This is a genomic window from Pseudomonas solani, assembly GCF_026072635.1.
In the GTDB taxonomy this organism is placed as follows: domain Bacteria; phylum Pseudomonadota; class Gammaproteobacteria; order Pseudomonadales; family Pseudomonadaceae; genus Metapseudomonas; species Metapseudomonas solani.
On record NZ_AP023081.1, the window covers coordinates 3,048,345 to 3,073,209 of the forward strand.

The 24,865-nt window shown below is 67.8% G+C and carries 25 protein-coding genes, 2 pseudogenes and 1 riboswitch; of the genes and pseudogenes, 20 read left to right on the forward strand and 7 right to left on the reverse strand.

What is annotated here, in order from left to right; translation table 11 throughout:
- Nucleotide 1: 1 nt before the first annotated feature.
- Both PSm6_RS13805 and PSm6_RS13810 read right to left on the reverse strand, forming a co-directional pair.
- Complete coding sequence (locus PSm6_RS13805) at nucleotides 2-709, reverse strand: ABC transporter ATP-binding protein (RefSeq protein WP_021219645.1); 708 nt, start codon at nucleotides 707-709, stop codon at nucleotides 2-4.
- Between the two features lie 38 nt (nucleotides 710-747).
- Nucleotides 748-1,341: a DUF2796 domain-containing protein gene (locus tag PSm6_RS13810; RefSeq protein ID WP_021219646.1), complete on the reverse strand. Its 594-nt coding sequence runs from the start codon at nucleotides 1,339-1,341 to the stop codon at nucleotides 748-750.
- Nucleotides 1,342-1,472: 131 nt separating this feature from the next.
- Between PSm6_RS13810 and PSm6_RS13815 the strand changes: the two genes are divergently transcribed.
- Nucleotides 1,473-1,826 (forward strand): hypothetical protein, encoded by a 354-nt coding sequence (locus PSm6_RS13815; protein ID WP_021219647.1) that lies wholly within the window; start codon nucleotides 1,473-1,475, stop codon nucleotides 1,824-1,826.
- Between the two features lie 102 nt (nucleotides 1,827-1,928).
- Here the strand turns inward: PSm6_RS13815 and trxA are convergent, their stop codons facing one another.
- The 3 genes from trxA to PSm6_RS13830 form a co-directional block, all read right to left on the reverse strand.
- Complete coding sequence (trxA, locus tag PSm6_RS13820; RefSeq protein WP_021219648.1) at nucleotides 1,929-2,798, reverse strand: thioredoxin; 870 nt, start codon at nucleotides 2,796-2,798, stop codon at nucleotides 1,929-1,931.
- A gap of 73 nt (nucleotides 2,799-2,871) precedes the next feature.
- Complete coding sequence (locus tag PSm6_RS13825; protein ID WP_021219649.1) at nucleotides 2,872-3,525, reverse strand: class I SAM-dependent methyltransferase; 654 nt, start codon at nucleotides 3,523-3,525, stop codon at nucleotides 2,872-2,874.
- Nucleotides 3,522-3,959 (reverse strand): YbaY family lipoprotein, encoded by a 438-nt coding sequence (locus PSm6_RS13830; RefSeq protein ID WP_021219650.1) that lies wholly within the window; start codon nucleotides 3,957-3,959, stop codon nucleotides 3,522-3,524. Before PSm6_RS13830 ends, PSm6_RS13825 begins: the two co-directional genes overlap by 4 nt.
- A 122-nt stretch (nucleotides 3,960-4,081) precedes the next feature.
- Here PSm6_RS13830 and nrdR point away from each other — a divergent pair, with 122 nt between their 5' ends.
- From nrdR to PSm6_RS13895, 13 genes and pseudogenes are all read left to right on the forward strand, one after another.
- On the forward strand, nucleotides 4,082-4,546 hold the full coding sequence (nrdR, locus tag PSm6_RS13835) for a transcriptional regulator NrdR (RefSeq protein WP_031287756.1): 465 nt from the start codon (nucleotides 4,082-4,084) through the stop codon (nucleotides 4,544-4,546).
- Nucleotides 4,547-4,549: 3 nt separating this feature from the next.
- Nucleotides 4,550-5,680: a bifunctional diaminohydroxyphosphoribosylaminopyrimidine deaminase/5-amino-6-(5-phosphoribosylamino)uracil reductase RibD gene (gene ribD / locus PSm6_RS13840; RefSeq protein ID WP_021219652.1), complete on the forward strand. Its 1,131-nt coding sequence runs from the start codon at nucleotides 4,550-4,552 to the stop codon at nucleotides 5,678-5,680.
- 128 nt (nucleotides 5,681-5,808) lie between these two features.
- A riboswitch (FMN riboswitch) is annotated at nucleotides 5,809-5,954 on the forward strand.
- Between the two features lie 210 nt (nucleotides 5,955-6,164).
- Nucleotides 6,165-6,827: a riboflavin synthase gene (locus PSm6_RS13845; protein ID WP_021219653.1), complete on the forward strand. Its 663-nt coding sequence runs from the start codon at nucleotides 6,165-6,167 to the stop codon at nucleotides 6,825-6,827.
- Between the two features lie 17 nt (nucleotides 6,828-6,844).
- Nucleotides 6,845-7,939 (forward strand): bifunctional 3,4-dihydroxy-2-butanone-4-phosphate synthase/GTP cyclohydrolase II, encoded by a 1,095-nt coding sequence (gene ribBA, locus PSm6_RS13850; protein ID WP_021219654.1) that lies wholly within the window; start codon nucleotides 6,845-6,847, stop codon nucleotides 7,937-7,939.
- Between the two features lie 61 nt (nucleotides 7,940-8,000).
- Nucleotides 8,001-8,477: a 6,7-dimethyl-8-ribityllumazine synthase gene (ribH, locus tag PSm6_RS13855; RefSeq protein ID WP_021219655.1), complete on the forward strand. Its 477-nt coding sequence runs from the start codon at nucleotides 8,001-8,003 to the stop codon at nucleotides 8,475-8,477.
- Nucleotides 8,474-8,965 (forward strand): transcription antitermination factor NusB, encoded by a 492-nt coding sequence (gene nusB / locus PSm6_RS13860; protein ID WP_021219656.1) that lies wholly within the window; start codon nucleotides 8,474-8,476, stop codon nucleotides 8,963-8,965. Before ribH ends, nusB begins: the two co-directional genes overlap by 4 nt.
- A gap of 7 nt (nucleotides 8,966-8,972) precedes the next feature.
- The gene (gene thiL / locus PSm6_RS13865; RefSeq protein WP_021219657.1) at nucleotides 8,973-9,941 is read left to right on the forward strand and encodes a thiamine-phosphate kinase; all 969 of its coding nucleotides are present in this window, start codon (nucleotides 8,973-8,975) and stop codon (nucleotides 9,939-9,941) included.
- Nucleotides 9,934-10,436: pseudogene (locus PSm6_RS13870) on the forward strand (phosphatidylglycerophosphatase A family protein). The gene thiL and the pseudogene PSm6_RS13870 overlap by 8 nt, the downstream one beginning before the upstream one ends.
- Before the next feature lie 42 nt (nucleotides 10,437-10,478).
- Nucleotides 10,479-11,255: a substrate-binding periplasmic protein gene (locus PSm6_RS13875; protein WP_148304274.1), complete on the forward strand. Its 777-nt coding sequence runs from the start codon at nucleotides 10,479-10,481 to the stop codon at nucleotides 11,253-11,255.
- Nucleotides 11,242-11,892 carry a retropepsin-like aspartic protease family protein gene (locus PSm6_RS13880; RefSeq protein WP_021219660.1) on the forward strand — a complete coding sequence of 217 codons (651 nt, stop codon included), beginning with the start codon at nucleotides 11,242-11,244 and terminating at the stop codon, nucleotides 11,890-11,892. The genes PSm6_RS13875 and PSm6_RS13880 overlap by 14 nt, the downstream gene beginning before the upstream one ends.
- A 108-nt stretch (nucleotides 11,893-12,000) precedes the next feature.
- The gene (gene ribA, locus PSm6_RS13885) at nucleotides 12,001-12,615 is read left to right on the forward strand and encodes a GTP cyclohydrolase II (RefSeq protein ID WP_021219661.1); all 615 of its coding nucleotides are present in this window, start codon (nucleotides 12,001-12,003) and stop codon (nucleotides 12,613-12,615) included.
- Complete coding sequence (locus PSm6_RS13890) at nucleotides 12,612-13,031, forward strand: hypothetical protein (protein ID WP_021219662.1); 420 nt, start codon at nucleotides 12,612-12,614, stop codon at nucleotides 13,029-13,031. The genes ribA and PSm6_RS13890 overlap by 4 nt, the downstream gene beginning before the upstream one ends.
- Nucleotides 13,031-13,828, forward strand: coding sequence for a cobalamin-binding protein (locus tag PSm6_RS13895; RefSeq protein ID WP_021219663.1), 798 nt, complete (start codon nucleotides 13,031-13,033; stop codon nucleotides 13,826-13,828). Before PSm6_RS13890 ends, PSm6_RS13895 begins: the two co-directional genes overlap by 1 nt.
- A 192-nt stretch (nucleotides 13,829-14,020) precedes the next feature.
- Here the strand turns inward: PSm6_RS13895 and PSm6_RS13900 are convergent, their stop codons facing one another.
- Nucleotides 14,021-14,680 (reverse strand): response regulator, encoded by a 660-nt coding sequence (locus tag PSm6_RS13900; RefSeq protein WP_021219664.1) that lies wholly within the window; start codon nucleotides 14,678-14,680, stop codon nucleotides 14,021-14,023.
- Between the two features lie 51 nt (nucleotides 14,681-14,731).
- Nucleotides 14,732-18,091: pseudogene (locus tag PSm6_RS13905) on the reverse strand (ATP-binding protein); the annotation flags it as partial.
- A gap of 315 nt (nucleotides 18,092-18,406) precedes the next feature.
- On the opposite strand from PSm6_RS13905, the gene urtA reads away from it, so the two are divergent.
- From urtA to fmdA, 6 genes are all read left to right on the forward strand, one after another.
- Nucleotides 18,407-19,639, forward strand: coding sequence for an urea ABC transporter substrate-binding protein (gene urtA / locus PSm6_RS13910; RefSeq protein WP_021219666.1), 1,233 nt, complete (start codon nucleotides 18,407-18,409; stop codon nucleotides 19,637-19,639).
- A 168-nt stretch (nucleotides 19,640-19,807) separates the two neighbouring features.
- On the forward strand, nucleotides 19,808-20,725 hold the full coding sequence (urtB, locus tag PSm6_RS13915; RefSeq protein WP_021219667.1) for an urea ABC transporter permease subunit UrtB: 918 nt from the start codon (nucleotides 19,808-19,810) through the stop codon (nucleotides 20,723-20,725).
- Between the two features lie 10 nt (nucleotides 20,726-20,735).
- Nucleotides 20,736-21,914 (forward strand): urea ABC transporter permease subunit UrtC, encoded by a 1,179-nt coding sequence (gene urtC / locus PSm6_RS13920; RefSeq protein WP_021219668.1) that lies wholly within the window; start codon nucleotides 20,736-20,738, stop codon nucleotides 21,912-21,914.
- Nucleotides 21,911-22,669, forward strand: coding sequence for an urea ABC transporter ATP-binding protein UrtD (urtD, locus tag PSm6_RS13925; protein ID WP_021219669.1), 759 nt, complete (start codon nucleotides 21,911-21,913; stop codon nucleotides 22,667-22,669). Before urtC ends, urtD begins: the two co-directional genes overlap by 4 nt.
- A 33-nt stretch (nucleotides 22,670-22,702) precedes the next feature.
- Nucleotides 22,703-23,392, forward strand: a complete 690-nt coding sequence (gene urtE / locus PSm6_RS13930) for an urea ABC transporter ATP-binding subunit UrtE (RefSeq protein ID WP_021219670.1) — start codon at nucleotides 22,703-22,705, stop codon at nucleotides 23,390-23,392.
- Nucleotides 23,393-23,589: 197 nt separating this feature from the next.
- A complete protein-coding gene (gene fmdA / locus PSm6_RS13935; protein ID WP_184489541.1) occupies nucleotides 23,590-24,819 on the forward strand; it encodes a formamidase in 1,230 nt (409 codons plus the stop codon).
- Nucleotides 24,820-24,865: the final 46 nt, after the last annotated feature.

Sequence of the window (24,865 nt, forward strand, 5' to 3'; positions counted from 1 at the left end):
CTCAGGCCTCCTGCGGGCGCGCAGCGCGGTTCAGTTCCAGCAGCGACAGGCTGCGATCGAAGAGCGCTGCCAGGCTCTGGTCGTGGCTGACGAACAGCAGGCTGGCCCCGGCCTCGCGGCATTCGCCGAAGAGCAACTGGAGGAAGCTTTCCCGGGCGTCGGCATCCAGGGCCGAGGTGGGTTCGTCGGCGATCACCAGTTCCGGCTGGCCGATCAGTGCGCGGGCGGCGGCGACGCGCTGCTGCTGGCCGATGGACAGGGCATCGGCGCGGCGCTCCAGCAGGCTGGCGGCCAGGCCCAGGTGGCCGAGCAGGGTGGTGGCGGCCTGGGCCACGCTGCCGTGGCGCTGCTGGGCGCGCTGGGCCCGCAGGCGCGAGAAGTGGCAGGGCAGCTCGACGTTCTCGCGTACGGACAGGAAGGGCAGCAGGTTGAACTGCTGGAAGATGTAGCCGGTGTGGTCGACGCGGAAGCGGTCGCGGGCGCCGGAGGCCATCTTGCCCAGGTCGCGGCCCAGCAGGTTGACGCTGCCACGGCCGGGGGTCTGCACGCCGCCCAGCAGGCCCAGCAGGGTGGTCTTGCCGCTGCCGCTGGGGCCTTTGAGGAAGAGGGTCTCCCCGCTTTGCAGGGCGAAGGCGGGGATGTCGAGCAATTCGGCGTGGCCCGGCCAGGCGAAGCCCAGGTCGGTGATTTCGATCAGTGTCTGGCTCATGGGGTGCCGGCCGGGTTGCCCCGGCCGGTTCATCGGGTTCAGAAGCTCAGGGAAGGGCTGGCAGGGGTCAGTTCGGCGCCTTGCTGGCCCTGCGGGCCGATCAGTTGTACCTGAATTTTCTGGGTGGCGGGGAAGCGCGTGAACAGCGCCTTGAGGTCCAGGGTCTTGAGGTTTTCGGGCTTGGCGCATTCCAGCTGGTAGTGGGCGTGGATCTCGCTGTGCTCGTGGTGGTGCTCGTGGCCTTCCGCTTCATCGTGGTCGGCGTCTTCGTGTTCATGCTCGTGTTCCGGGGCATTGCCGAACAGCGGGCTTTCCAGCTCCTGGCCGGCGACCTTGCAACCGGCGACCAGGGGAATGGCGAACAGCTCCAGGGGCTTTTCCAGCTGGGCGCGGGCGGCGGCGACCTTGGCCTTGTCGGCGTCGCTGTTGGCGGCGTGCTCGAAGCCCACCAGGTTCATGGCCGGGCTTTCCAGCTCCAGCTCCAGGCTGTTGCCGTCCAGGGCGACGTTCATCCGCGCCACGCCGTGTTCGTGGGCGCCGAGGCTGCCGTGTTCCTCGTGTTCGTGGTCATGGGCCTGGGCGGTGGCCAGGGGCAGCAGGGCGAAGGGCAGGGCGATCAGCAGGCGGCGCATGGGGCACTCCGGGGTGGGGGCTGAAATGAGGTGTTACGTTATAACAACTTTGCGTTGGCCATGCCAGTGCTGCTTGGCGCCTTGTGGAGGGGCGTGGGAGCATTGCCCGATTCAAACCCGGGGAACTGGACATGCTGCGAATTCGTGGACGGATCGGCGATTGGCCGGTCGACCTGACGGTGGAGATGGACGAGGAGGACTGGCAGCGCCTGGGCGGGCAATTGCAGGTCAGCGTCGAGGCGCCGTCGGCTCCTGCCCCTGTCGCCACGCCTGCCGCGCCGAAGCGCAACGATGCCCTGTGGGATGCCGCGCTGGGCCTGTTGCAGGGCGCCGGGCGCATCGAGGGGCCGCGCCTTTTGGTGGAGCTGGAAGCCCTGGCCGGTGGCGCCGCTGCGGGCAAACGCCTGCTGGTGCGGCTGCGCCACAGCGAGCAGGTGCAGCTGGAGATGGGCGGCGACGCGCCCGTCTATATCTGGAAGGGGTAAGCGCCGTCGGTTGGCGCCTAGCGCAGCGAGGCCCAACGTGATGGATGTGGGCTTCGCTGCGTTGGGCTTCGTACCTCAGCCCAACCTACGTGGGTCGAGCGATCAGTAGATCGCCTGGTACAGCTTGCGGCGGTAGGTGGTGACCAGCGGGTGGTCGTTGCCCAGCAGGTCGAACACCTGCAGCAGGGTCTTGTGGGCGATGCCTTCGGCGTAGCTGCGGTTGCGCACGAACAGCTTGAGCAGGCCGTCCAGCGCCGGCTCGTACTGCTGGCGGGCCAGTTGCTGGATGCTCAGCTGGTAGCTGGCCTCGTCGTCCTCGGCGTTCTGTGCCAGGCGTGATTTCAGGTCGGCGGCTTCCGGCAGGTCGGCGGCCTGGCGCAGGAAGGTCAGCTGGGCGCGGGCACCGGCCAGGGCCTGCTTGTGCTCATCGCTCTTCACCGCATCCAGTACCGCCTGGGCTTCGCCCAGCTCACCGCGCTCGGCCAGGCAGCGCGCATAGAGGATCAGCGCGGCGGCGTTGCTGTTGTCTTCGGTCAGCACCTGCTTGAGCAGGGTTTCGGCATCGCCGATACGGCCTTCGGTGAACAGCGCCTGGGCAGTTTCCAGCGGGTCGGCAGCGGCCGGTGCGGGCTGCTGCACATGGGGTTCGAGCATGGCACGGATCTGCGATTCCGGTTGCGCGCCGGCGAAGCCGTCCACCGGCTGGCCGTCCTTGAACAGCACCACCGTGGGCAGGCTGCGGATGCCGAAGCGCATGACGATGTCCTGCTCGATGTCGCAGTTGACCTTGGCCAGCAGCAGCTCGCCCCGGTACGACTCGGCGATCTGCGCCAGCAGCGGCATCAGCGCCTTGCAGGGCGCACACCACTCGGCCCAGAAGTCCACCAGGACCGGCTTGTGGAAGGAGTTCTGGATCACCGCCTGGTCGAAGTCGGCGGCGGTGGTATCGAAGATATAGGGCGTGTCGCTCATCGGGGTTCTCGAGTGCGCAAGGGATGGGCGAATGATACGGCTGCCGCTTGCAGCCGCCTACCGGGGCTCGTCGTTATCTCACTGCGTGATACAGGCTCACGTGGCGGAATTCCTCGGGCTCGGCCAGGTCCGGCCAGGTGCAGGCTTCGAGCATGGCCAGGCGGTTGTAGTGCGGGTGGGCGAAGTCGCGGACGCGGGAGTCGGCCACCAGGGCTTCGCGGCCACGGCTGAGGAAGTGGTCGAGCAGGGGCAGGTTGGCGCGGTCGTAGAGCACGTCGGCGACCACGATCAGGTCGAAGCGGTCCGCTTCGGCGAAGAAGTCCTCGGAGTAGCCCAGTTCCACGCCATTGAGGGCCGCGTTGGCGCGGCATGACTCCAGGGCCAGCGGGTCGAGGTCGCAGGCCACCACTTCCGCCGCGCCGGCCTTGGCCGCGGCGATGGCGGCGACACCGGAGCCCGCACCGAAGTCCAGCACGCGCTTGCCGGCCACCCAGTCGGGGCGCTCGGCGAACCAGCGCGCCAGGGCCAGGCCGCTGGCCCAGCAGAAGCACCAGTAGGGCGGCTCTTCGAGGATGCGCCGGGTTTCCTCGGGGTTGAAGGCACGGTCCATGTTGGCGCCGTCGATCAGCCACAGGCGCAGGTCGGTGCCCGGCAGCGTCTCGGCACTGAGGCGGGCGTCGCCGAGCAGGTCGCCGAGGGCGCGCTGCAGGCCTTCGGGGGGTGTCATGGTGCGCGCTCCAGCTGCAACGGGCCGAGGGCCTGGCTCTCGGCCTGGAGGATGCGCTGCGGTGCCAGGCGCTGCACCAACTGGCCGGACTGGCTGACCCGGGCGCGCAGCTCGACGCGCCGGCCCTGGGGGAACACCTCGGGGTTGAAGGTCAGTTTGAAGGGCAGGGCCTGGCCGGTGCCGGAGAGGCGCAGGCTGGCCAGCAGCTGCTGCGGGCGGTCACGGTCGTCGATCACCAGCAGGGCCATTTCCACTTCGCTGCCGGCCGGGGCGCCGAGCAATTGGCCCCTGAGCTCGCGCAGGTGGGCGGGCGTGGGTTCTTCGGCCTGCTGGCGAGGCGCGGCCGGCTTGGAGGCTGACGTGGGCGCGACGGGCGGCTCGCTGGAGCAGGCGACCAGCAGGGCGGCGAGGGAAAGGACGGAAAGGGCACGCATCGATGACTCCTGGCCTTTGTTGCGGAGGGCTCTGGGCGGCCTTATAACGCAAAGCCCGCGGCTTGTCTTGCGGGGGAGATGCGCTACCATGTGGCCTTCTTTTTCCGCAGTTGTCGCCCACCATGCACTGTCCCTTCTGTGGCGCCCATGACACCAAGGTGATCGATTCGCGACTGGTCGCCGAAGGCGATCAGGTCCGCCGCCGCCGTGAATGCCTGGCGTGCGAGGAACGCTTCACCACCTTCGAGACCGCCGAACTGGTCATGCCCCGGCTGATCAAGCAGGACGGCAGCCGCCAGCCCTTCGACGAGGAAAAGCTCCGCGCCGGCATGCAGCGCGCGCTGGAGAAGCGCCCGGTGAGCATCGAGCGCCTCGAAGAGGCCATCGCCCATATCAAGCACAAGCTGCGCGCCACCGGCGAGCGCGAGGTGAAGTCCCGCGTGCTCGGCGAACTGGTGATGCTGGAGCTGCAGAAGCTCGACGAAGTCGCCTATATCCGTTTCGCTTCGGTCTACCGCCGATTCCAGGACCTCAACGAGTTCCGCGAGGAAATCGAGCGCCTGGCCCGTGAGCCCTCGAAAGACTAAGGCATGACCCAGAACGATCAGGCCTTCATGGCCCGCGCACTCGAGCTGGCCCGCAAGGGCCTGTATTCCACCCATCCGAACCCCCGCGTCGGCTGTGTGATCGTCCGGGACGGGCGCATCGTCGGCGAAGGCTGGCATGCCCGCGCCGGCGAGCCCCATGCCGAAGTCCACGCCCTGCGCCAGGCCGGCGACAAGGCCCGTGGCGCCACCGCCTACGTCACCCTCGAACCCTGCAGCCACCATGGCCGCACGCCGCCCTGCGCCGATGCCCTGGTCAATGCCGGTGTGGCGCGGGTGGTGGCGGCGATGCAGGACCCCAACCCAGAAGTCTCCGGCCGTGGCCTGCTGCGCCTGATGCAGGCCGGCATCGCCGTGCAGAGCGGTGTGCTGGAAGCCGAAGCCCGTGCGCTGAATGCCGGCTTCATCAAGCGCATGGAACAGGGCCTGCCCTTCGTCCGCGTCAAGCTGGCGATGAGCCTGGACGGCCGCACCGCCATGGCCAGTGGCGAAAGCCAGTGGATCACCGGGCCCGATGCCCGCGCCGCCGTGCAGCGCCTGCGCGCCCGCGCCAGCGTGGTGCTGACCGGGGCCGACACCGTGCTCGCCGATGGCGCGCGCCTCACCGTGCGCCCGGACGAGCTGGGCTTGAATGCCGAGCTCACCGCCCTGGCGCTGGATCGCCCGCCGCTGCGCGTGTTGGTGGATGGCCGCCTGCGCGTGCCGCTGTCCGCCCCCTTCTTCCAGGCCGGCCCGGCACTGGTGGCCACCTGCGCTGCCGCCGCCGCGCGCGACCGCTTCCAGGACGATGGCCACGAGCTGCTGGCGGTGCCGGGCAGCAATGGCCACGTCGACCTCAAGCGCCTGCTGGCCGAGCTGGCCTCGCGCGGCGCCAATGAAGTGCTGGTGGAAGCCGGCCCCCGCCTGGCCGGCGCCTTCGCCCGTGCCGGGCTGGTGGACGAGTACCAGATCTTCATGGCCGGGCGCATCCTCGGCTCCAGCGCCCGCCCGCTGCTGGACTGGCCCCTGGCACGGATGGCCGAGGCGCCGCAGCTGAAGATCGTCGAGATGCGCGCGGTCGGGGATGACTGGCGGATCATTGCGGTGCCGGTCGCAAGCTCGAAGCCTGAAGCCTGAAGCCTGAAGCCTGAAGCCTGAAGCCTGAAGCCGGCACACTTGTCGCTTCCAGCTTCCAGCTTCCAGCTTCCAGCTTGGCGCCTTCCCCTCCTTGTGTTAAAAAACCGCCTCGGCCACGCCAGTGGCCGAATCGTTCTCAGGGCGGGGTGAAAGTCCCCACCGGCGGTAATTGCGCGTTGCGCATAGCCCGCGAGCGCTTGCTTAGTCGCAAGGTCAGCAGACCCGGTGTGATTCCGGGGCCGACGGTCATAGTCCGGATGAAGAGAGAACGGGATTGCCTGCCTGGGCGTGTTTCTGCGCGCCTGCGAAGTCCCTTTCGATCCAACGTGCCCTGTTTTTTCATAAACAGGAGTTCAACGATGTCCCATACCTTTCTCCCGGCTCTCGCAGCATCGTCTGCGTGGATGACCGCGAGCGCATCCCGGGCGCCTATAATGCGCTCCCGGGCCTTGCGCACCGGCCATCCTGTTGCAGTGGAGGTCCCATGTTCACCGGCATAATCGAAGCGATCGGCAGCATCCGCGCCATCACCCCCAAGGGCGGTGACGTGCGCGTCTACGTGGCCACCGGCAAGCTCGACCTGGGCGATGTGAAGCTCGGCGACAGCATCGCCGTCAACGGCGTCTGCCTCACCGCGGTGGAACTGCCTGGCGACGGCTTCTGGGCCGACGTCAGTCGCGAAACCCTGGCCCGTACCGCCTTCATCGACCTGAAGACCGGCAGCAAGGTCAACCTGGAAAAGGCCCTGACCCCCACCAGCCGCCTCGGCGGGCACCTGGTCAGCGGTCATGTCGACGGTGTGGGCGAGATAGTGGCGCGGGAAGACAATGCCCGTGCCGTGCAATTCAGGATCCGCGCACCGCGTGAACTGGCGAAGTACATAGCCCTGAAGGGGTCGATCACCGTCGACGGCACGAGCCTGACGGTGAACGCGGTCAATGGCGCCGAATTCGAGCTGACCATCGTTCCGCACACCCTGGATGAAACCATCATGGCCGACTACCGGCCGGGCAGGCAGGTCAACCTTGAGGTCGACCTGCTGGCGCGTTACCTGGAGCGCCTGCTGCTGGGCGACAAGGCCGCCGAGCCCGCCGCCTCGGGCCTGACCGAAAGCTTCCTCGCCGAACACGGCTACCTCAAACACTGAATTCAAAAGGAGGGCCCATGGCTCTCAATAGCGTTGACGAACTGATCGAAGACATCCGCCAGGGCAAGATGGTCATCCTCATGGATGACGAAGACCGCGAGAACGAAGGCGACCTGATCATGGCCTCCGAGTGCGTGCAGGCCGAGCACATCAACTTCATGGCGCGCTTCGCCCGTGGCCTGATCTGCATGCCCATGACCCGCGAGCGCTGCGAGACCCTCAAGCTGCCGCTGATGGCCCCGCGCAACGGCTCCGGCTTCGGCACCAAGTTCACCGTCTCCATCGAGGCCGCCGAAGGCGTCACCACCGGCATCTCCGCCGCCGACCGCGCACGCACCGTGCAGGCTGCAGCCGCCAAGGGCGCCAAGGCCGACGACATCGTCAGCCCCGGCCACATCTTCCCGCTGATGGCCCAGCCCGGCGGCGTGCTGGCCCGCGCCGGCCACACCGAGGCGGCCTGCGACCTGGCGCGCATGGCCGGCTTCGAGCCGTCCGGGGTGATCTGCGAAGTGATGAACGACGACGGCACCATGTCCCGTCGCCCCGAGCTGGAGGCCTTCGCCGCCGAGCACGGGATCAAGATCGGCACCATCGCCGACCTCATCCACTACCGGCTGATCCACGAACGCACCGTCGAGCGCATCGCCGAGCAGCCGCTGGACAGCGAGCTGGGCCAGTTCAACCTGGTCACCTACCGCGACGCCGTCGAGGGCGACGTGCACATGGCGCTGACCCTGGGCACCATCAGCCCGGAAGAGGCGACCCTGGTGCGCGTGCACAACATGGACCCCCTGCGCGACCTGTTCATGGTCAACCAGGAAGGCCGCTGGAGCCTGCGCGCGGCGATGAAGGAAGTGGCCAAGGCCGGCAGCGGCGTCGTGCTGCTGCTGGGCAACCCGCTGACCGGCCCGCAGTTGCTGGCGCATCTGGAGCGCCAGCTGGGCAGCGATGCCAAGGTCACCAACCCCGCCACCTACAGCACAGTCGGGGCCGGCTCGCAGATTCTTCGCGATCTCGGTGTGCGCAAGATGCGCCTCATGAGTTCGCCGATGAAGTTCAATGCGATATCCGGTTTCGACCTGGAAGTTGTAGAATACCTGCCCGCTGAATGACCCGTAGGGCGCGCCACATGCCGTGAACGCGCCCTCGCTCTTTAATGAACGAGAACCCGCCATGACCCTGAAGACCATCGAAGGTACCTTCATCGCCCCCAAAGGCCGCTTCGCCCTGGTGGTCGGCCGCTTCAACAGCTTCGTCGTAGAAAGCCTGGTGAGCGGCGCCGTAGACGCCCTGGTACGCCACGGCGTGAATGAAAGCGACATCACCATCATCCGTGCCCCGGGTGCTTTCGAAATCCCGCTGGTGGCGCAGAAAGTCGCCCAGCGCGGCGAGTACTCAGCGATCATCGCCCTCGGCGCCGTGATCCGTGGCGGCACCCCGCACTTCGAATACGTCGCCGGTGAGTGCACCAAGGGCCTGGCCCAGGTGTCCATGGAGTTCGGCGTACCGGTTGCCTTCGGCGTGCTGACGGTCGACTCCATCGAGCAGGCCATCGAACGCTCCGGCACCAAGGCCGGCAACAAGGGCGCCGAAGCTGCCCTGTCCGCCCTCGAAATGGTCAGCCTGCTGGCGGCCTTGGAGGCCAAGTGAGTTTCAACAGCGACATCGACAACCCGGACGAAGCCAACAAGCCCGTCGCCAAGGGCAAGACCGCTGCGCGCCGCCAGGCCCGCAGCCTGGCCGTCCAGGCCCTGTACCAGTGGCACATCGCCGGCCAGACGCTCAATGAAATCGAGGCGCAGTTCCGCGTCGACAACGATTTCTCGGCGGTCGACGGTGCCTACTTCCACGAGATCCTCCACGGCGTACCGCGCCAGGTGACCGAGATCGACGAGGCCTTCACGCCTTGCCTGGATCGGCCCCTGGCGGAAGTCGACCCGGTCGAACTCGCGGTGCTGCGCCTCTCAACCTACGAGCTGCGCAACCGCGTCGACGTGCCCTACCGTGTGGTGATCAACGAAGGCATCGAGCTGGCCAAGGTCTTCGGCGCTACCGACGGACACAAGTTCGTCAACGGCGTGCTGGACAAGCTGGCACCGCTGCTGCGTGCCGCCGAGGTCCGTGGCGCCAAGCGCTGACCGAGGAATGGGTGAGTTCGAGCTGATCCGCCGTTACTTCGTCGCCGCTGCCTGTGCAGCGGCTGGCGAGGGCATCGCGCTGGGTATCGGCGACGACTGTGCCCTGCTGCAACTCCCCGCCGGCGAGCAGTTGGCGGTCTCCACCGATACCCTGGTCGCCGGGGTGCACTTCCCCCTGGACTGCGACCCCTTCCTGCTCGGTCAGCGCGCCCTGGCGGTTTCCGTCAGCGACCTGGCCGCCATGGGCGCCACGCCCGTCGGTTTCACCCTCGCCCTGACCCTGCCGGCCGCCGATGCGGATTGGCTGCAGGGGCTTGCCCGTGGCCTCGATGCCATGGCCCGCGACTGCGCCATCGCCCTGATCGGCGGCGACACCACCCGTGGCCCGCTGAGCATGACCGTTACCGTGTTCGGCCGCGTGCCCGCCGGCCAGGCCCTGACCCGTGCCGGCGCCCGCCCGGGCGACCTGCTCTGCGTCGGCGGCAGCTTGGGTGACGGTGCCGGCGCCTTGCCCCTGGTGCTCGGCGAGCGTGATGACCACAGTCATGAAGCCCGTGCGCTGCTCGCCCATTACTGGTCGCCGCCGCCGCAGCTCGGCCTCGGCATCGCCCTGCGCGGCAAGGCCAGCGCGGCGCTGGATATTTCCGATGGCCTGCTCGCCGATTGCGGGCACATCGCCGCCGCCTCCGCTGTCGCACTGATGGTGGAGCGCGAGCGCCTGCCGCTGTCCGCCGGCCTGCGTGCGCTCTACCCGCGCGAGCCGGCCCTGAACCATGCACTGGCCGGTGGCGACGACTACCGCCTGGCCTTCACCCTGCCGCCGCAGCACCTGGCCGCCCTGCAGGCCGCCTGGCCCGAGGTGGCCGTGATCGGCCGCGTCGAAGCGGGCCAGGGCGTGCACCTGCTCGACGCCGATGGCGGGGATATCCGGCCGCCGGCACGGGGCTTTCAACATTTCGGGAGTCAAGGTGACTGATCATCCGCAGCAAGAGCCGGTGCCACCGGCCCCGCCCTCGGTCTGGCGCAACCCCTGGCATTTCCTCGCCTTCGGCTTCGGTTCCGGGACCCTGCCCAAGGCCCCGGCACCTGGGGTTCGCTGGTGGCGCTGCCGTTCATCCCGCTCTGGCAGATGCTGCCCGACTGGGGCTACTGGCTGATGCTCGGGCTGACCATGCTGTTCGGCTTCTGGCTGTGCGGCAAGGTCGCCGACGACCTGCGCGTGCACGACCACGAAGGCATCGTCTGGGACGAGATGGTCGGCATGTGGATCACCCTCTGGCTGGTGCCCGAAGGGTGGCAGTGGCTGCTGCTAGGCTTCCTGGTATTCCGGTTCATGGACATCCTCAAGCCCTGGCCGATCCGCTGGATCGACCGGCACGTCCACGGCGGCGTCGGCATCATGCTCGACGATGTGCTGGCCGGCGTCTTCGCCTGGCTGGCGATGCAACTGATCGTCTGGGGCGTGGGCTAGCCGCCAGACCTGGACTCGGCAGGGAGCGGAAGGGGAGTGATGATGCGCGGCTGGTTGGTCGGACTGCTGGCAATGATGCTGGCGCCCTGGGCGCTGGCAGCGGACGCATCCCCGGGCAACAAGCCCGAGGCGAGCGCGACGGAAGTCGTGATCGCCGCCGAAACCTGGGCCGCACACACCGACGCCGACGGCAGCGGCCTCGGCTGGGACATCCTGCGCAAGGTCTTCGAACCGGTCGGCGTGCACCTGCGCACGCGCTCGGTGCCCTACACCCGCTCCATCGGCCTGGTGAAGCGCGGCGAGGCCGACGCCTGGGTCGGCTCCTACCGTGACGAAGTGCCCTGGGCCATCTACCCCCACTGGAACTACGACGCCGACCGCATCAGCGCCCTGGCCCTGAAGGGGGCACCGGTGCCCACCCTGGCCAACCTCGGCGAACACCGCCTGGTGTGGATGCGCGGTTACGGCTACGAGCGCTACCTGCCGAACCTGGCGCATTTCCAGGAGATCGAGCGGCGCGGCGGCATCCTCTCGATGCTCGACCTCGACCATGCCGACTACTACATCGACGCCCGCACCGAGGTCGACGACGTCCTGCGGCAGAGCCCCAACCCGGAAAACTACCGCATCACCTACCTCACCCAGCTCAAGCTCTATGTCGCCTTCGGTGACACGGCACGCGGACGCGAATTCGCGGAGCTGTTCGACGAACGCATGGCGCGCCTGGTGGAAAATGGCGAGCTGCGCCCGGTCTTCGCCCACTGGGGGCAGCCGTACCCCTTCGACCCGGAACCGGAGAGCCACCATGCGTCGCCTTGAACTGTTCTGCGCCAGCCTGCTGCTGGCCTGCTGTGGTGCCCTCCATGCCGAACCCCAGGTGCAGGTGGTCGGCCTGTTCCCCAATGCCGCAGTGCTCAGCGTCGACGGCCAGCGCAAGCTGGTGAAGGTTGGCCAGACCGGCCCCGGCGGCGTCGAGGTGGTCAGTGCCAGCAGCCGGGGCGCGGTGCTGCGCATAGGCGGCGTCGAGCGCACCTACGAGCTTTCCCGCGAGTACAACCAGGCCGGCGCCAGCGCCCCGCAGAAGACCCAGATGAGCATCGCCCGCGGCAACAATGGCCACTTCATGGTGGCCGGTGCCATCGAGGGCCACCCGGTGCAGTTCATGGTCGACACCGGTGCCTCCACCGTCGCCATGAGCGAGAACCAGGCGCGCATCCTCGGCATCGACTACCGGGTGACCGGCAAGCCGATGACCGCCAGCACCGCCTCCGGCACCGTGCGGGCCTGGCGGGTGGTCTTCGACCGGGTCAAGGTCGGCCCGCTGGAAGTGCTCGGCGTCGAAGGCGCGGTGGTCGAGGGCGATGCCCCGGTCGACGTGCTGCTGGGCATGAGCTTCCTCAACCGCGTGCGCTGGCGCGAGGACCAGGGCGTGTTGCTGCTGGAGTCGAAGATCTGAGGCTCGATCGTCCAAGCGTTTCGATCCTTATCCCCAACTATTCAGTCTGACCGGCCGGTTAATGCTGCTGATACAATGCCGGCCTTTCGAAATCCCAGGAGATCCGTGGTGTCCGTCGTCTTCGTCGCCGCCTCCCAACTGCCCACGCCCTTCGGCCTGTTCACCATGCATGGCTTCCTCGACCAGGCCAGCGGCAAGGAACACGTTGCCCTGACCATGGGCGAATTCGCCGATGGTGCCCCGGTGCTCGGCCGCCTGCATTCCGAATGCCTGACCGGCGACGCCCTGTTCAGCCTGCGCTGCGACTGCGGCTTCCAGCTCGAGGCCGCCCTGCGCGCCATCGCCGAGGAAGGCCGTGGCGTGCTGCTGTACCTGCGCCAGGAAGGCCGTGGTATCGGCCTGCTGAACAAGATCCGCGCCTATGAGCTGCAGGACGGCGGCGCCGACACGGTCGAGGCCAACGAGCGCCTGGGCTTCGGCGCCGACCAGCGCGACTACGCCATCTGCCTGCCGATGCTCGACCACCTGGGCATCTCCGGCATCAAGCTGATGACCAACAACCCGCGCAAGGTGAAGGCCCTCGAAGGCTTCGGCATCCGCGTCGCCGAACGCGTGCCGCTGCAGACCGGCCTCAACCCGCACAACAAGAAGTACCTGGCGACCAAGGCCGGCAAGCTCGGCCACATGCTCGGCAGCCTGCACCAGGGTGAAGTCGAGCTATGACCCGCAACCAGGTGCGCCGCAAGCTGGGCCTTGAATGGTGGGCCTACCTCGCCATCGCCCTGGCCCCGCTGTTCGTGCTCAACCTGCTGTTCGGCTCCGGCGAACCGGTGTTCGCCGCCCTGGAGATGCCGCTGTTCCTGGCGGCGCTGATCTCCATGTTCATCAGCCTGCCGCTGTTCCGTGGCTACAAGCGCGCCCTGATCGCCACCGAGGAAGCCCTCGACAGCGAAGAGGAGCCCGCCGCCTGGATCGCCCTGGCCCGCGCTCGCCGCGTGGCCTTCCTCGGAGCCGGCCTGCCGGCCTGGATCGGCGCCGTCGCCGTGTTCGCCGGCCTTAACGCCGTGGCCCTGGTGCTGCTGGCCCTGGGCAGCGTGGTGATCTTCAGCCTCTACCGCATCCCGCGCCAACTGGGCTGATGCGCAGCCTGCTCGGCGCGTTGCTGCTGTGCCTGGCGCTGCCGGCGGTGGCGCAGCTGCGTGTGGTCAGCCTGGCCCCTTCCCTTACCGAACTCATGCTCGACCTGGATGCCGCCGACCTGCTGGTGGGCGTGCTCGATGGTGGCGAGCGCCCGGCCGCTCTGGCGGGGCTGCCCAGTGTCGGCCGCTACGGCCAGCTGGAAATCGAAAGCCTGTTGGCGCTGAAGCCCGACCTGGTGCTGCTGTGGCCCGACAGCGTCGGCGCTGCCGGGCGTGAACAGCTCAGGCGCACCCCGATTGAGCAGTTGCGGGTGGAGCCCCGGCAACTGGATGACCTGGCCGGGGTGTTCGCCGAAGTGGGCCAGCGTGTGGGGCGCGCCGAACAGGGCCGTGCCCTGAGCCAGCGCTTTGCCGCCGGGCTCGCCGAGCTGCGTGGGAAATACCACCGCGAGGTGCCGCTGGCGGTGTTCTACCAGGTGTGGGACAAGCCGCTCTACACCCTGGGCGGGCAGCAGATCGTCAGCGATGCCCTGCGCATCTGCGGCGCCGAGAACGTCTTCGCCGACCAGCGCCTGCCGGCGCCCCAGGTCAGCATCGAATCCATCCTGCAGCGCCAGCCCCGGGTCATCCTCGTCAGCGAACCGGCCCAGGCCGACGCCTGGCGAGCCTGGCCGCAGATCCCCGCGGTCGCCGCCGGCCAGGTGTGGCCAGTGCCCGACCGCGGCCTGGAACGCCCCAGCTTCCAGATGCTCGACGCCACCCGCAAGCTCTGCGAGCGCCTCGCCAGCGCTCGTTGAGCGCCATTAGCCCCTCTGGGGTTAATCCATTCTCTATCTGCGTTAGCTGTTGGCTTGAGCACGGTGCTTCAGGGCATCCAGGAATTTCAGCCACCTCCACCGCATGGGTTTCGCTTCGCTCTACACCATCCTACGAAAGACGCCATCCGCAGCGAGCACCCAGCCTTGCATCGCCTGGCTTCAAAGGGAGCATCAACGCCCCGCCGACATGGCCACCGCCGCCGCTGCGGTGCGGGTTTCTACGCCCAGCTTTACGTAGACGTGCTCCAGATGCTTGTTCACCGTGCGCGGGCTGAGGCCGAGGATGTCGCCGATGTCGCGGTTGGTCTTGCCGCAGGCCACCCAGTGCAGCACCTCCATTTCCCGGCCGGTGAGCTGGAAGCGCGAGGCCAGCGCCTCCTGGGTCTGCTCGTCGTCCAGCGCCGGGCGTGACGCCGGGGCGTTGCGCACGGCCTGCAGGGCGCGGGCGGTGCGCAGGTGAGCGGCGACGCGGGCGAGCACCTCGTCGGGCTTGATCGGCTTGGTCACGTAGTCGATGCCGCCGGCGGCGAAGCCTTCCACCACATGCTCGCTGTCGGTCAGCGCGGTCATGAACAGCACCGGGATGTCCGCCGTCTCGCCGCTGGCTTTGAGCCGCCGGCAGGCCTCGAAGCCGTCCATGCCCGGCATCATCGCATCCAGCAGGATCACGTCCGGCTGGCTGCGCTGGGCGCGCTCCAGGGCGCTGGTGCCGTCCAGCGCCACCAGCACCCTGTAGCCGGCGGCGTCGAGGGCATCGCTGAGCAGGGCGAGGTTGTCCGGGGTGTCGTCGACGATCAGCACCACGGCGCTGTCACGGCTCGAGCTGTGCATGGGCTCCTCCTGTCGGGTCGCGCGCCAGGTCGACGCGGGGGTGGGGCTGCCGGCCGCTTTCAGCAGCGTATTGAATTCGTTGAGCTGAAAGCGCCGCGCGCGTTGTCGCAGGCCGGCGAGGACGGCGGCGCACCCGGGCTCCTCGCGCTCGATGGCATCCAGGCGCTCGAGGATGCCCTTGACGTAGCCCATCTCGCTCAGCTCGCGCAGCGCCTCCAGGGCGGCGGGCGAGGGCCGCGCGCCGTCCGCTTCGGTACCGGGGGCCACGGGCGGACGCTTGAGCCATTCCAGGCCCAGGTGCTCCTTGATCTTCTCCAGCAGGGCCGGGGTGTGCACCGGCTTGGCCAGGTAGTCGTTGCAGCCGGCCGCCACGCTGCGCTCGCGGTCGTCGGCGAAGGCGTTGGCGGAGATGACGATGATCGGCGCCCGCGACTGCACGTTGCGGCGGATCAGGCGGCTGGTCTCCCAGCCGTCCATGTGCGGCATCGACAGGTCCATGAGGATCAGGTCCGGGTGCAGCAGGGCCACCTGGCGCACCGCCTCCTGGCCATCGGCGGCCTGGACGATCTCGAAGCCCAGCGGCTCCAGCATGCCGGCCAGCACCCGGCGGTGCTCGATATGGTCGTCCACCAGCAGCACGCGGCGGCGCGCGCCCTGGTAGCCGATGATGTCGTGCTCGACGTGCACCACCGCCTGGGGCACGCGCACCTCGGACAGGAACAGGCGCACCTGGAACGAGGTGCCCTGGCCCGGCCGGCTGTGCACGCGGATGTCGCCGCCCATCAGCGCGATGAGCATGCGGGTGATGGTCAGGCCGAGTCCGACGCCGTTGTCCTGGCGCAGCGGGTCGCCCCGTTCGAAGGGCTGGAAGATGCGCTCGATCTGGTCCGGCGCGATGCCGATGCCGGTGTCGATGATCTCGAAGGTGGCGGTTTCGCGCAGGTAGCTGACCCGCAGCCGCACCTCGCCGCTCTCGGTGAAGCGCACCGCGTTGCCCAGCAGGTTGATGAGGATCTGGCGGATGCGCTTCTCGTCGCCGCGCACCACCACCGGCAGGCGCCCGCTGGGTTCGTAGCGGAAGGCCAGGCCCTTTTCCTCGGCCTGGGGGGTGAACATATGCTGCAACTGCTGGAGGAATTCGGGGAAGGGGATTTCGCTGGGCTCCAGTTGCAGCTTGCCGGCCTCGATCTTGGCCACGTCCAGTAGCCCGTCGATCAGCGACAGCAGGTGCGAACCGCTGCGGAAGATGGTCGCCAGGGCCTCCTTGTGCGGCTCCGGGGTGAGGCCGTCGCGCTGCAGGATCTGGGTGTAGCCGAGGATGCTGTTGAGCGGCGTGCGCAGCTCGTGGGACAGCCCGGTGACGTAGCGGCTCTTCGCCGCGTTGGCCGCCTCCGAGGCTTCCTTGGCTTTTTGCAATGCCTCGTCGGTCTTGCGGTGGGCCTCGATCTCCTGCATCAGCAGGGTGGTCTGGCGATTGGACTCCTCCAGCGCCACATGGCGGCTTTCGCGGGTCAGGACCACCCACCAGGCGAGCATCGCGGCGAACAGCGAAAGAGTCAGAAAGGCCTTGAGGAAGGCCTGGTAGAGCGTCTGCGCGGCGTCCGCCGGGGCCTGTTCCAGGCCCTGGGAAACCTGGCTGTAGATCAGCGCCAGGGCGCAGAACAACAGGATCACGATCACCGCCAGCACCCCCAGGTAGTGGGCCAGGCGCGTGTGCAGGCGCGGCACCGAGGCGTTGGGCAGCAGCCAGCGCACCAGGTCGTCGAACTGTTCCGAGAGCCGTGCCCGGGGTTTGCAGGCATCGCCGCAGCGGGCGTCCAGCGAGCAGCACAGTGAGCAGATGGGCGCGCCGTAGGCCGGGCAGAAGGCGGTGTCCTCGCGCTCGAAATCATTGCTGCACAGGGTACAGGTGACCTTCTCGCGCAGCGGGTAGAGCAGCGCCGGGTCGCTTTCCCGGGCGATGTAGTAGCGCCCGCCGGTGAACCAGGCCAGCAGCGGCGCCACCGCCATAGCCGAGACCAGCGCCACCATGGGCGAGGCCGCCTGGGCGAGGCTGCCGAGCAGCCCGGCATGGGCCAGCACCGAGAGCAGCGAGGCGATCAGCATGGCGCCGACCCCCACCGGGTTGATGTCGTAGAGGTGCGCGCGCTTGAACTCGATGTGCCGCGGCGACAGGCCCAGCGGCTTGTTGATCACCAGGTCCGCCACCAGGGCGCCGATCCAGGCGATGGCGATGTTGGCGTAGAGTCCCAGCACCTGCTCGATGGCCTCGAACACGCCCAGCTCCATCAGCATCAGCGCGATGGCCACGTTGAACACCAGCCAGACCACGCGGCCGGGGTGGCTGTGGGTGATGCGGGCGAAGAAGTTCGACCAGGCCAGGGAGCCGGCGTAGGCGTTGGTGACGTTGATCTTCACCTGGCTGACGATGACGAACAGCACCATGGCGCCGAGCGCCCATTGCGGCGAGGCGAACACGTAGTTGAAGGCCACCAGGTACATCTGCGTCGGTTCGGCGGCGCGCTCCAGGGGGATCTCGTGCTGCAGGGCGAGGAAGGCGAGGAAGGCGCCGCCGAGCATCTTCAGTGCGCCGGGGATGATCCAGCCGGGGCCGGCCAGGAGCATTGCCGCCCACCAGCGCTTGCGGTTGGCGCGGGTCTTCTGCGGCAGGAAGCGCAGGTAGTCCACCTGCTCGCCGATCTGCGTCACCAGCGCCAGGGCCACGGTGCAGGCGGCGCCGAAGTGCAGCGGGTTGAAGGTGCCGGCCTCGCCGTCGCGCCCGGCGAAGCTGGCCAGGTCGCCGAGCGCCCCGGGGTTCCTGGCGATGACGAAGACGTAGGGCAGCAACAGCAGCAGCAGCCACACCGGCTGGGTCCACATCTGCAGGCGGTTGATCAGGGTGATGCCGAAGGCCACCAGGGGAATGATGATCACCGAGCAGATGACGTAGGCCAGCGCCAGCGGAATGCCGAAGTACAGCTCCAGGGCCAGCGCCATGATCGCCGCCTCCAGGGCGAAGAACAGGAAGGTGAAGCTGGCGTAGATCAGCGAGGTGATGGTGGAGCCGATGTAGCCGAAGCCGGCGCCACGGGTGAGCAGGTCCATGTCCACGCCGTAGCGTGCGGCGTAGTAGCTGATGGGCAGGCCGGTGAGGAAGATCACCAGGCTCACCGCCAGCACCGCCCACAGGGTGTTGGTGAAGCCGTAGCTGATGGCCAGGGCACCGCCTATGGCTTCCAGGGCGAGGAAGGACACGGCGCCGAGGGCGGTGTTGGCGATGCGCAGCTCCGACCATTTGCGGAACGAGCGCGGCGTATAGCGCAGCGCGTAGTCCTCCAGCGTCTCGTCGGCGACCCAGCTGTTGTAGTCGCGGCGGATCTTGGCGATGCGTTGCGTACCGGTCTGTTGCACGGCGGCGCTCCTGGGCGGCGGTGGGCGTGTGCAGCAACTTCCATGCCCCGCCCCGGCCCCGGGTGCGCACCGCTCTGGCACGGCCCTCCCGGGTTGGCTGCGTCATCGCGCGCACGTCCTTGCGCCTGTCTGCGAGCGCAGCATGCCCCAAGCTGGCGCAGCGGCCACTACGTCAGATGACGTATGCCGCTACGTCAATGTGCGTATACCCCCGCCCCCTGGCCGAACGCATCCTTGCCCCGAACCGAGGCCGGTACCCGCAAGGCGAGCCGACCACGCCAACCACAGAGGAGCAGGACCATGGATTCAAGCTTGATGACGGGTGCGAAACGCTTTCTTCCGCGCCGGCTGGCGCTGGGCGCCGCCGCGCTGTCGCTGATGGCCGCAGCGGTATTCGGACAGCTGGCGGTGGCCGCCGACGCCAACACCACCGGCCTGGCGGTGACCGACACCGAAGTGACCGTGGGCCAGCTGCACTCGGCCACCGGCACCATGGCCATCTCCGAGACCGGCTCGATCCAGGCCGAGCGCCTGGCCATCGAGCAGATCAACGCTTCCGGCGGCATCCTCGGCCGGCAGATCAAGATCATCCAGGAAGACGGCGCCTCCGACTGGCCGACCTTCGCCGAGAAGGCCAAGAAGCTGCTGGTGAACGACAAGGTCGCCACCGTCTTCGGCTGCTGGACCTCGGCCTCGCGCAAGGCCGTGCTGCCGGTGTTCGAGAAGGAGAACGGCCTGCTTTACTACCCGACCTTCTACGAGGGCCTGGAGCAGTCGAAGAACGTCATCTACACCGGCCAGGAGGCGACCCAGCAGATCCTCGCGGGCCTGGACTGGGTGGCCAAGGAGAAGGGCGCCAAGACCTTCTACCTGATCGGCTCGGACTACATCTGGCCGCGCACCTCGATGAAGATCGCCCGCAAGCACATCGAGAACGTGCTCGGCGGCAAGGTGGTGGGCGAGGAGTACTACCCGCTGGGCAACACCCAGTTCGGCTCGCTGATCAACAAGGTCAAGCTGAAGAAGCCCGACGTGGTCTTCGCCGCCGTGGTCGGGGGCTCCAACGTCGCCTTCTACAAGCAGATGAAGGCCGCCGGCGTCACCGCCGCCAAGCAGACCCTGCTGACCCTCTCGGTGACCGAGGATGAACTGCTCGGCATCGGCGGCGAGAACATGGCCGGCTTCTACGCCTCCATGAAGTACTTCCAGAGCCTGGACAACCCCAACAACAAGGCCTTCGTCGAAGCCTTCAAGGCCAAGTACGGCAAGGACGCGGTGATCGGCGACGTGACCCAGGCCGCCTACCTCGGCCCGTGGCTGTGGAAGGCCGCCGTGGAGAAGGCCGGCAGCTTCGACGTCGACAAGGTGGTCGCCGCCTCCCCGGGCATCGAGCTGACCACCGCGCCGGAAGGCTACGTGAAGGTCCACGACAACCATCACCTGTGGAGCAAGACCCGCATCGGCGAGGTCCAGGCAGACGGCCAGTTCAAGGTGGTCTACGAGTCCGGCCTGATCGAACCCAATCCCTTCCCCAAGGGGTATCAGTGAGTGGGGAGCGGCAAGCGGCAAGTTTCAAGCTGCAGGAGGCAAGCGAGAAGCGAGAAGCAGCTTGAAGCTTGAAGCCTGAAGTGGGGTCGGGATTTTTCCGACCCCCGTTCCACCCTGAATCCAAACCCCGGCGGGCGGCGAGGCTGTCGCCCGCTTCCGGAGAACCTTATGGAATGGCTATCTGAGTTCGGCGCCATTGCGGCCATGCAGGGCTTCAACGGGCTGTCGGTGTTCTGCGTCCTGCTGCTGATGGCCCTGGGGCTGGCGATCATCTTCGGCCAGATGGGCGTGATCAACATGGCCCACGGCGAGTTCCTCACCATCGGTGCCTACACCACCTACCTGCTGTCGGCGCTGACCACCCACTACGCGCCGGCGATGCAGCCCTATTACTTCTTCTTCGCCATCGTGCTGTCGTTCTTCATCGCCGGGGCCATCGGCTGGCTGGTGGAGTGGGCAATGATCAGCAAGCTCTACCAGCGCCCGCTGGACACCCTGCTGGCCACCTGGGGCCTGTCCCTGGTGATGCAGCAGGCGTTCCGCTCGATCTTCGGCGCGCGCGAGGTCAGCGCCACCCTGCCGGAATGGCTGATGGGCTCGTTCAACCCCACCGAGAGCATCGACATCCCGCGCAACGGCCTGTTCGTCATGGGCCTCACGGTGCTGCTCACCGCCACGATCTTCCTCATGCTCTACCGCTCGCGCTGGGGCCTGCAGGTGCGCGCCACCATGCTCAACCGGGTGATGAGCCGCGCGGTGGGCATCAACACCAAGCGGGTCGACCGCATGACCTTCGCCCTCGGCTGCGGTGTCGCCGGGGTGGCCGGCGCGGCCTTCACCACCATCGGCTCCACCGGGCCGACGGCGGGCTCGCTGTACATCGTCGACACCTTCCTGGTGGTGGTCTTCGGCGGCGCGCAGAGCCTGTTCGGCACCATCGCCTCGGCCTTCACCATCGCCCAGACGCAGTCCATCTCCGAGTTCTTCATGAGCGGCTCGATGGCCAAGGTGCTGACCCTGTCGGCGGTGATCCTGATCCTGATGCTGCGCCCCCAGGGGCTCTTCTCCATCAAAGTCCGTAAATGAGGGGCGGCAGATGAACGCAATCGACAACGTCCTCGGCGGGCGGCAGGGCACCATCGGCCTGCTGATCCTCGCCGCACTTATCCTCGTGGTGTTCCCGCTGGCGCTGGACGCCTTCCGCCTGAGCATGGTCGGCAAGTACCTCACCTACGCCTTCGTCGCCGTCGGCCTGGTGCTGTGTTGGGGCTACGGCGGCATCCTCAGCCTCGGCCAGGGGGTGTTCTTCGGCCTCGGTGGCTACTGCATGGCGATGTTCCTCAAGCTGGAAGCATCGGACCCGGAGAGCACCAGGATCCAGTCCACCCCCGGCATCCCGGACTTCATGGACTGGAACCAGCTCACCGAGCTGCCGCTGCTCTGGCAGCCCTTCCACAGCTTCGGCTTCACCCTCGTCGCGGTGCTGGCGGTGCCCATGCTGCTGGCGGCGGTGATCGGCCTGGCGATGTTCAAGCGGCGGGTCGGGGATGTGTACTTCTCCATCGTCACCCAGGCCATCGCCATGATCCTCACGGTGCTGATCATCGGCCAGCAGGGGCTCACGGGCGGGGTCAACGGCATCACCGACCTGAAGACCCTGATGGGCTGGGACATCCGCACCGACGGCGCCAAGCTCATCCTCTACTTCGTCAGCGCCTTCCTGCTGCTGGGTTGCATCGTCATCGGCAAGTTCATCCTCGCCTCCAAGCTCGGCCGCCTGCTCATGGCCATGCGCGACAAGGAGGAACGGGTGCGCTTCTCCGGCTACGACGTGGCCAGCTTCAAGATCTTCGTGTTCTGCGTGGCCGCCGGCTTCTCGGCCATAGGCGGGGCCATGTTCGCCCTGCAGGTGGGCTTCATGTCGCCGAGCTTCGTCGGCATCGTGCCGTCCATCGAAATGGTCATCTTCGCCGCCGTCGGCGGGCGCATGTCGCTGCTCGGCGCGGTGTATGGCGCGCTGCTGGTGAACTACGGCAAGACCTACTTCTCCGAGAGCTTCCCCGAGCTGTGGCTGTACCTGATGGGCGGCCTGTTCATCGCCGTGGTCATGTACTTCCCCAACGGCCTCGCCGGGCTCTGGCAGAGCCACGGCCGCCCGCGCCTGGAGCGCCTGCTGGCCACCCGCGCCAAGGCACCCGCCGCACCTGTGGCGACGCCCGCCGCGAGCCCGAGCCCGGCCCCGAGCACCCCCCGTGAACTGGAGCGCACACCATGAGCCCGAGCGGATTCGAAAGCCCGAAACCGGTGCTGGCCATCGAGGGCCTGACGGTGTCCTTCGACGGCTTCAAGGCAGTCAACGACCTCAACCTCTACCTGGACCGCAACGAGGTGCGGGTGGTGATCGGCCCCAACGGCGCCGGCAAGACCACGGTGCTCGACCTGATCTGCGGCAAGACCCGCGCCACCGCCGGCAGCATCCAGTTCGACGGCCGCGAGCTGACCCGCATGCGCGAGTACGACATCGTCCGCGCCGGCGTCGGGCGCAAGTTCCAGAACCCCTCCATCTACGAAAACCTCACGGTGTTCGAGAACCTGGAGATGTCCTACCCGGCCGGGCGCAAGGTGCTCGGTGCGCTGTTCTTCAAGCGCAGTGCCGAGGTCATCGCCCGGGTCGAGGCGGTGGCCGGGGAAATCTTCCTCAGCGAGCACCTGCACCGCCAGGCCGACCTGCTCTCCCACGGCCAGAAGCAGTGGCTGGAGATCGGCATGCTGCTGATGCAGGACCCGGAGCTGCTGATGCTCGACGAGCCGGTGGCGGGCATGAGCGTCAGCGAGCGCGCGCAGACCGCCGAGCTGCTCAAGCGCATCAGCCAGGGGCGTTCGGTGCTGGTCATCGAGCACGACATGGAGTTCGTCAAGAGCATCGCCCACAAGGTCACCGTGCTGCACCAGGGCAAGGTCCTGGCAGAAGGCAGCATGGAGGCGGTGCAGAGCAACCCGAAGGTGATCGAGGTGTACCTGGGGCATTGAGCCCCGGGCCTCGCCCTCAATCAGGAGTCCAGCATGTTCCAGATCAGCAAGCTCACCTCGGGCTACGGCCAGAGCCAGATCCTCCACGACCTCGACCTGGACGTGGCCAGGCAGGAAATCGTCGCCGTCATGGGGCGCAACGGCATGGGCAAGACCACCCTGTTCAAGAGCCTGATGGGCATCCTCCCGCAATGGGGCGGCGAGGTGCGCGTCGACGGCCGGGATATCTCCGCCCTGGAGACCCACCAGCGCGTCGAGCGCGGCATCGCCTACGTGCCCCAGGGGCGGATGATCTTCTCCCACATGACGGTGCTGGAGAACATCCAGACCGGCCTGCCGGCCTCGGCCAACGGCCAGGTTCCGGACGATCTCTACGCGCTGTTCCCGGTGCTCCATGACATGCGCTCGCGCAAGGGCGGCAACCTCTCCGGCGGCCAGCAGCAACAGCTGGCCATCGCCCGCGCCCTGGCCACCAACCCCAAGGTGCTGTTGCTGGACGAACCCACCGAGGGCATCCAGCCGTCGATCATCAAGGACATCGCCCGCAGCCTGAAGGAGATCCGCACCCTGCGCGACCTGACCATCGTCGTCTCCGAGCAGGTGCTGTCCTTCACCCTGGAGATCGCCGACCGCTTCCTGGTGATCGAGAAGGGCCGCTTCGTGATCGAGGAGACCCGCGACCGGGTCGACGAGGCCACCATCAGCCGCTACCTGTCGGTGTAGCCCGCAGCCGGGCCGCGGCCCGGAATCCCCGCCAAGCCGTCCCCGTGCCCGCGCACGGGCGACGGCTTTCGCGCGCCCGCCCGGCCGCTTCCCACCTACGTAATTCGACGTATTCCCGATCCCGGCCAGGCGGCCAAGACTAGCTCCCAGCGCGGCCCAGACCGCCCGTCCAACACTTGGTCCCAAGGAGCACCGTCATGACCGAAACGCTGATCAAGGTCGACCTCAACCAGGCCGCCACCGAGAACGAACAGATCCACAACCGCTGGCACCCCGACATTCCCATGGCCTGCTGGGTCAACCCGGGGGATGACTTCATCCTCGAGACCTACGACTGGACCGCCGGCGCGATCAAGAACAACGACGACGCCTCGGACGTGCGCGACGTCGACCTCTCCACCGTGCACTACCTCTCCGGCCCGGTGGGGGTGAAGGGCGCCGAGCCGGGCGACCTGCTGGTGGTGGACCTGCTGGACATCGGCGCCAAGCCGGATTCCCTGTGGGGTTTCAACGGCTTCTTCTCGCGGCAGAACGGCGGCGGCTTCCTCACCGACCACTTCCCCATGGCGCAGAAGGCCATCTGGGATTTCCACGGCCTGTTCACCAGCTCCCGGCACATCCCCGGCGTGCAGTTCGCCGGGCTGATCCACCCCGGGTTGATCGGCTGCCTGCCGGACCACAAGATGCTCGCCGACTGGAACAGCCGCGAGCAGGCGCTGATCGACACCAACCCGACCCGCGTGCCGCCCCTGGCCAACCCGCCGATGGCGCCCACCGCGCACATGGGCAAGCTGCGCGGCGAGGCCCGCGACAAGGCGGCCATGACCGGCGCGCGCACCGTGCCGCCGCGCGAGCATGGCGGCAACTGCGACATCAAGGACCTGTCCCGCGGCTCGAAGATCTTCTTCCCGGTCTACGTCGACGGCGCCGGCCTCTCGGTGGGCGACCTGCACTTCAGCCAGGGCGACGGCGAGATCACCTTCTGCGGCGCCATCGAAATGGCCGGCTGGGTGCACATGAAGGTCGAGCTGATCAAGGGCGGCATGGCCAAGTACGGCATCAAGAACCCGGTGTTCAAGCCCAGCCCCATCGTGCCCAACTACAAGAACTACCTGATCTTCGAAGGCATCTCGGTGGACGAGTCCGGCAAGCAGCACTACCTGGACGTCAACATCGCCTACAAGCAGGCCTGCCTCAACGCCATCAACTACCTGACCAAGTTCGGCTACTCGCCGGCCCAGGGCTACGCGCTGCTAGGTTCGGCGCCTGTGCAGGGGCACATCAGCGGGGTGGTGGACATCCCCAACGCCTGCGCCACGCTGTGGCTGCCGACGGAAATCTTCGACTTCGACATCAACCCCAACGCCTCCGGCCCGACCCGCTTCCTCGACGGCAGCGTCGACCTGCCCATCGCGCCGGACAAGTGAGTTCACCGCCCCGCGGGAGGTTGCTCTGGACGGCGTACCTCCCGGC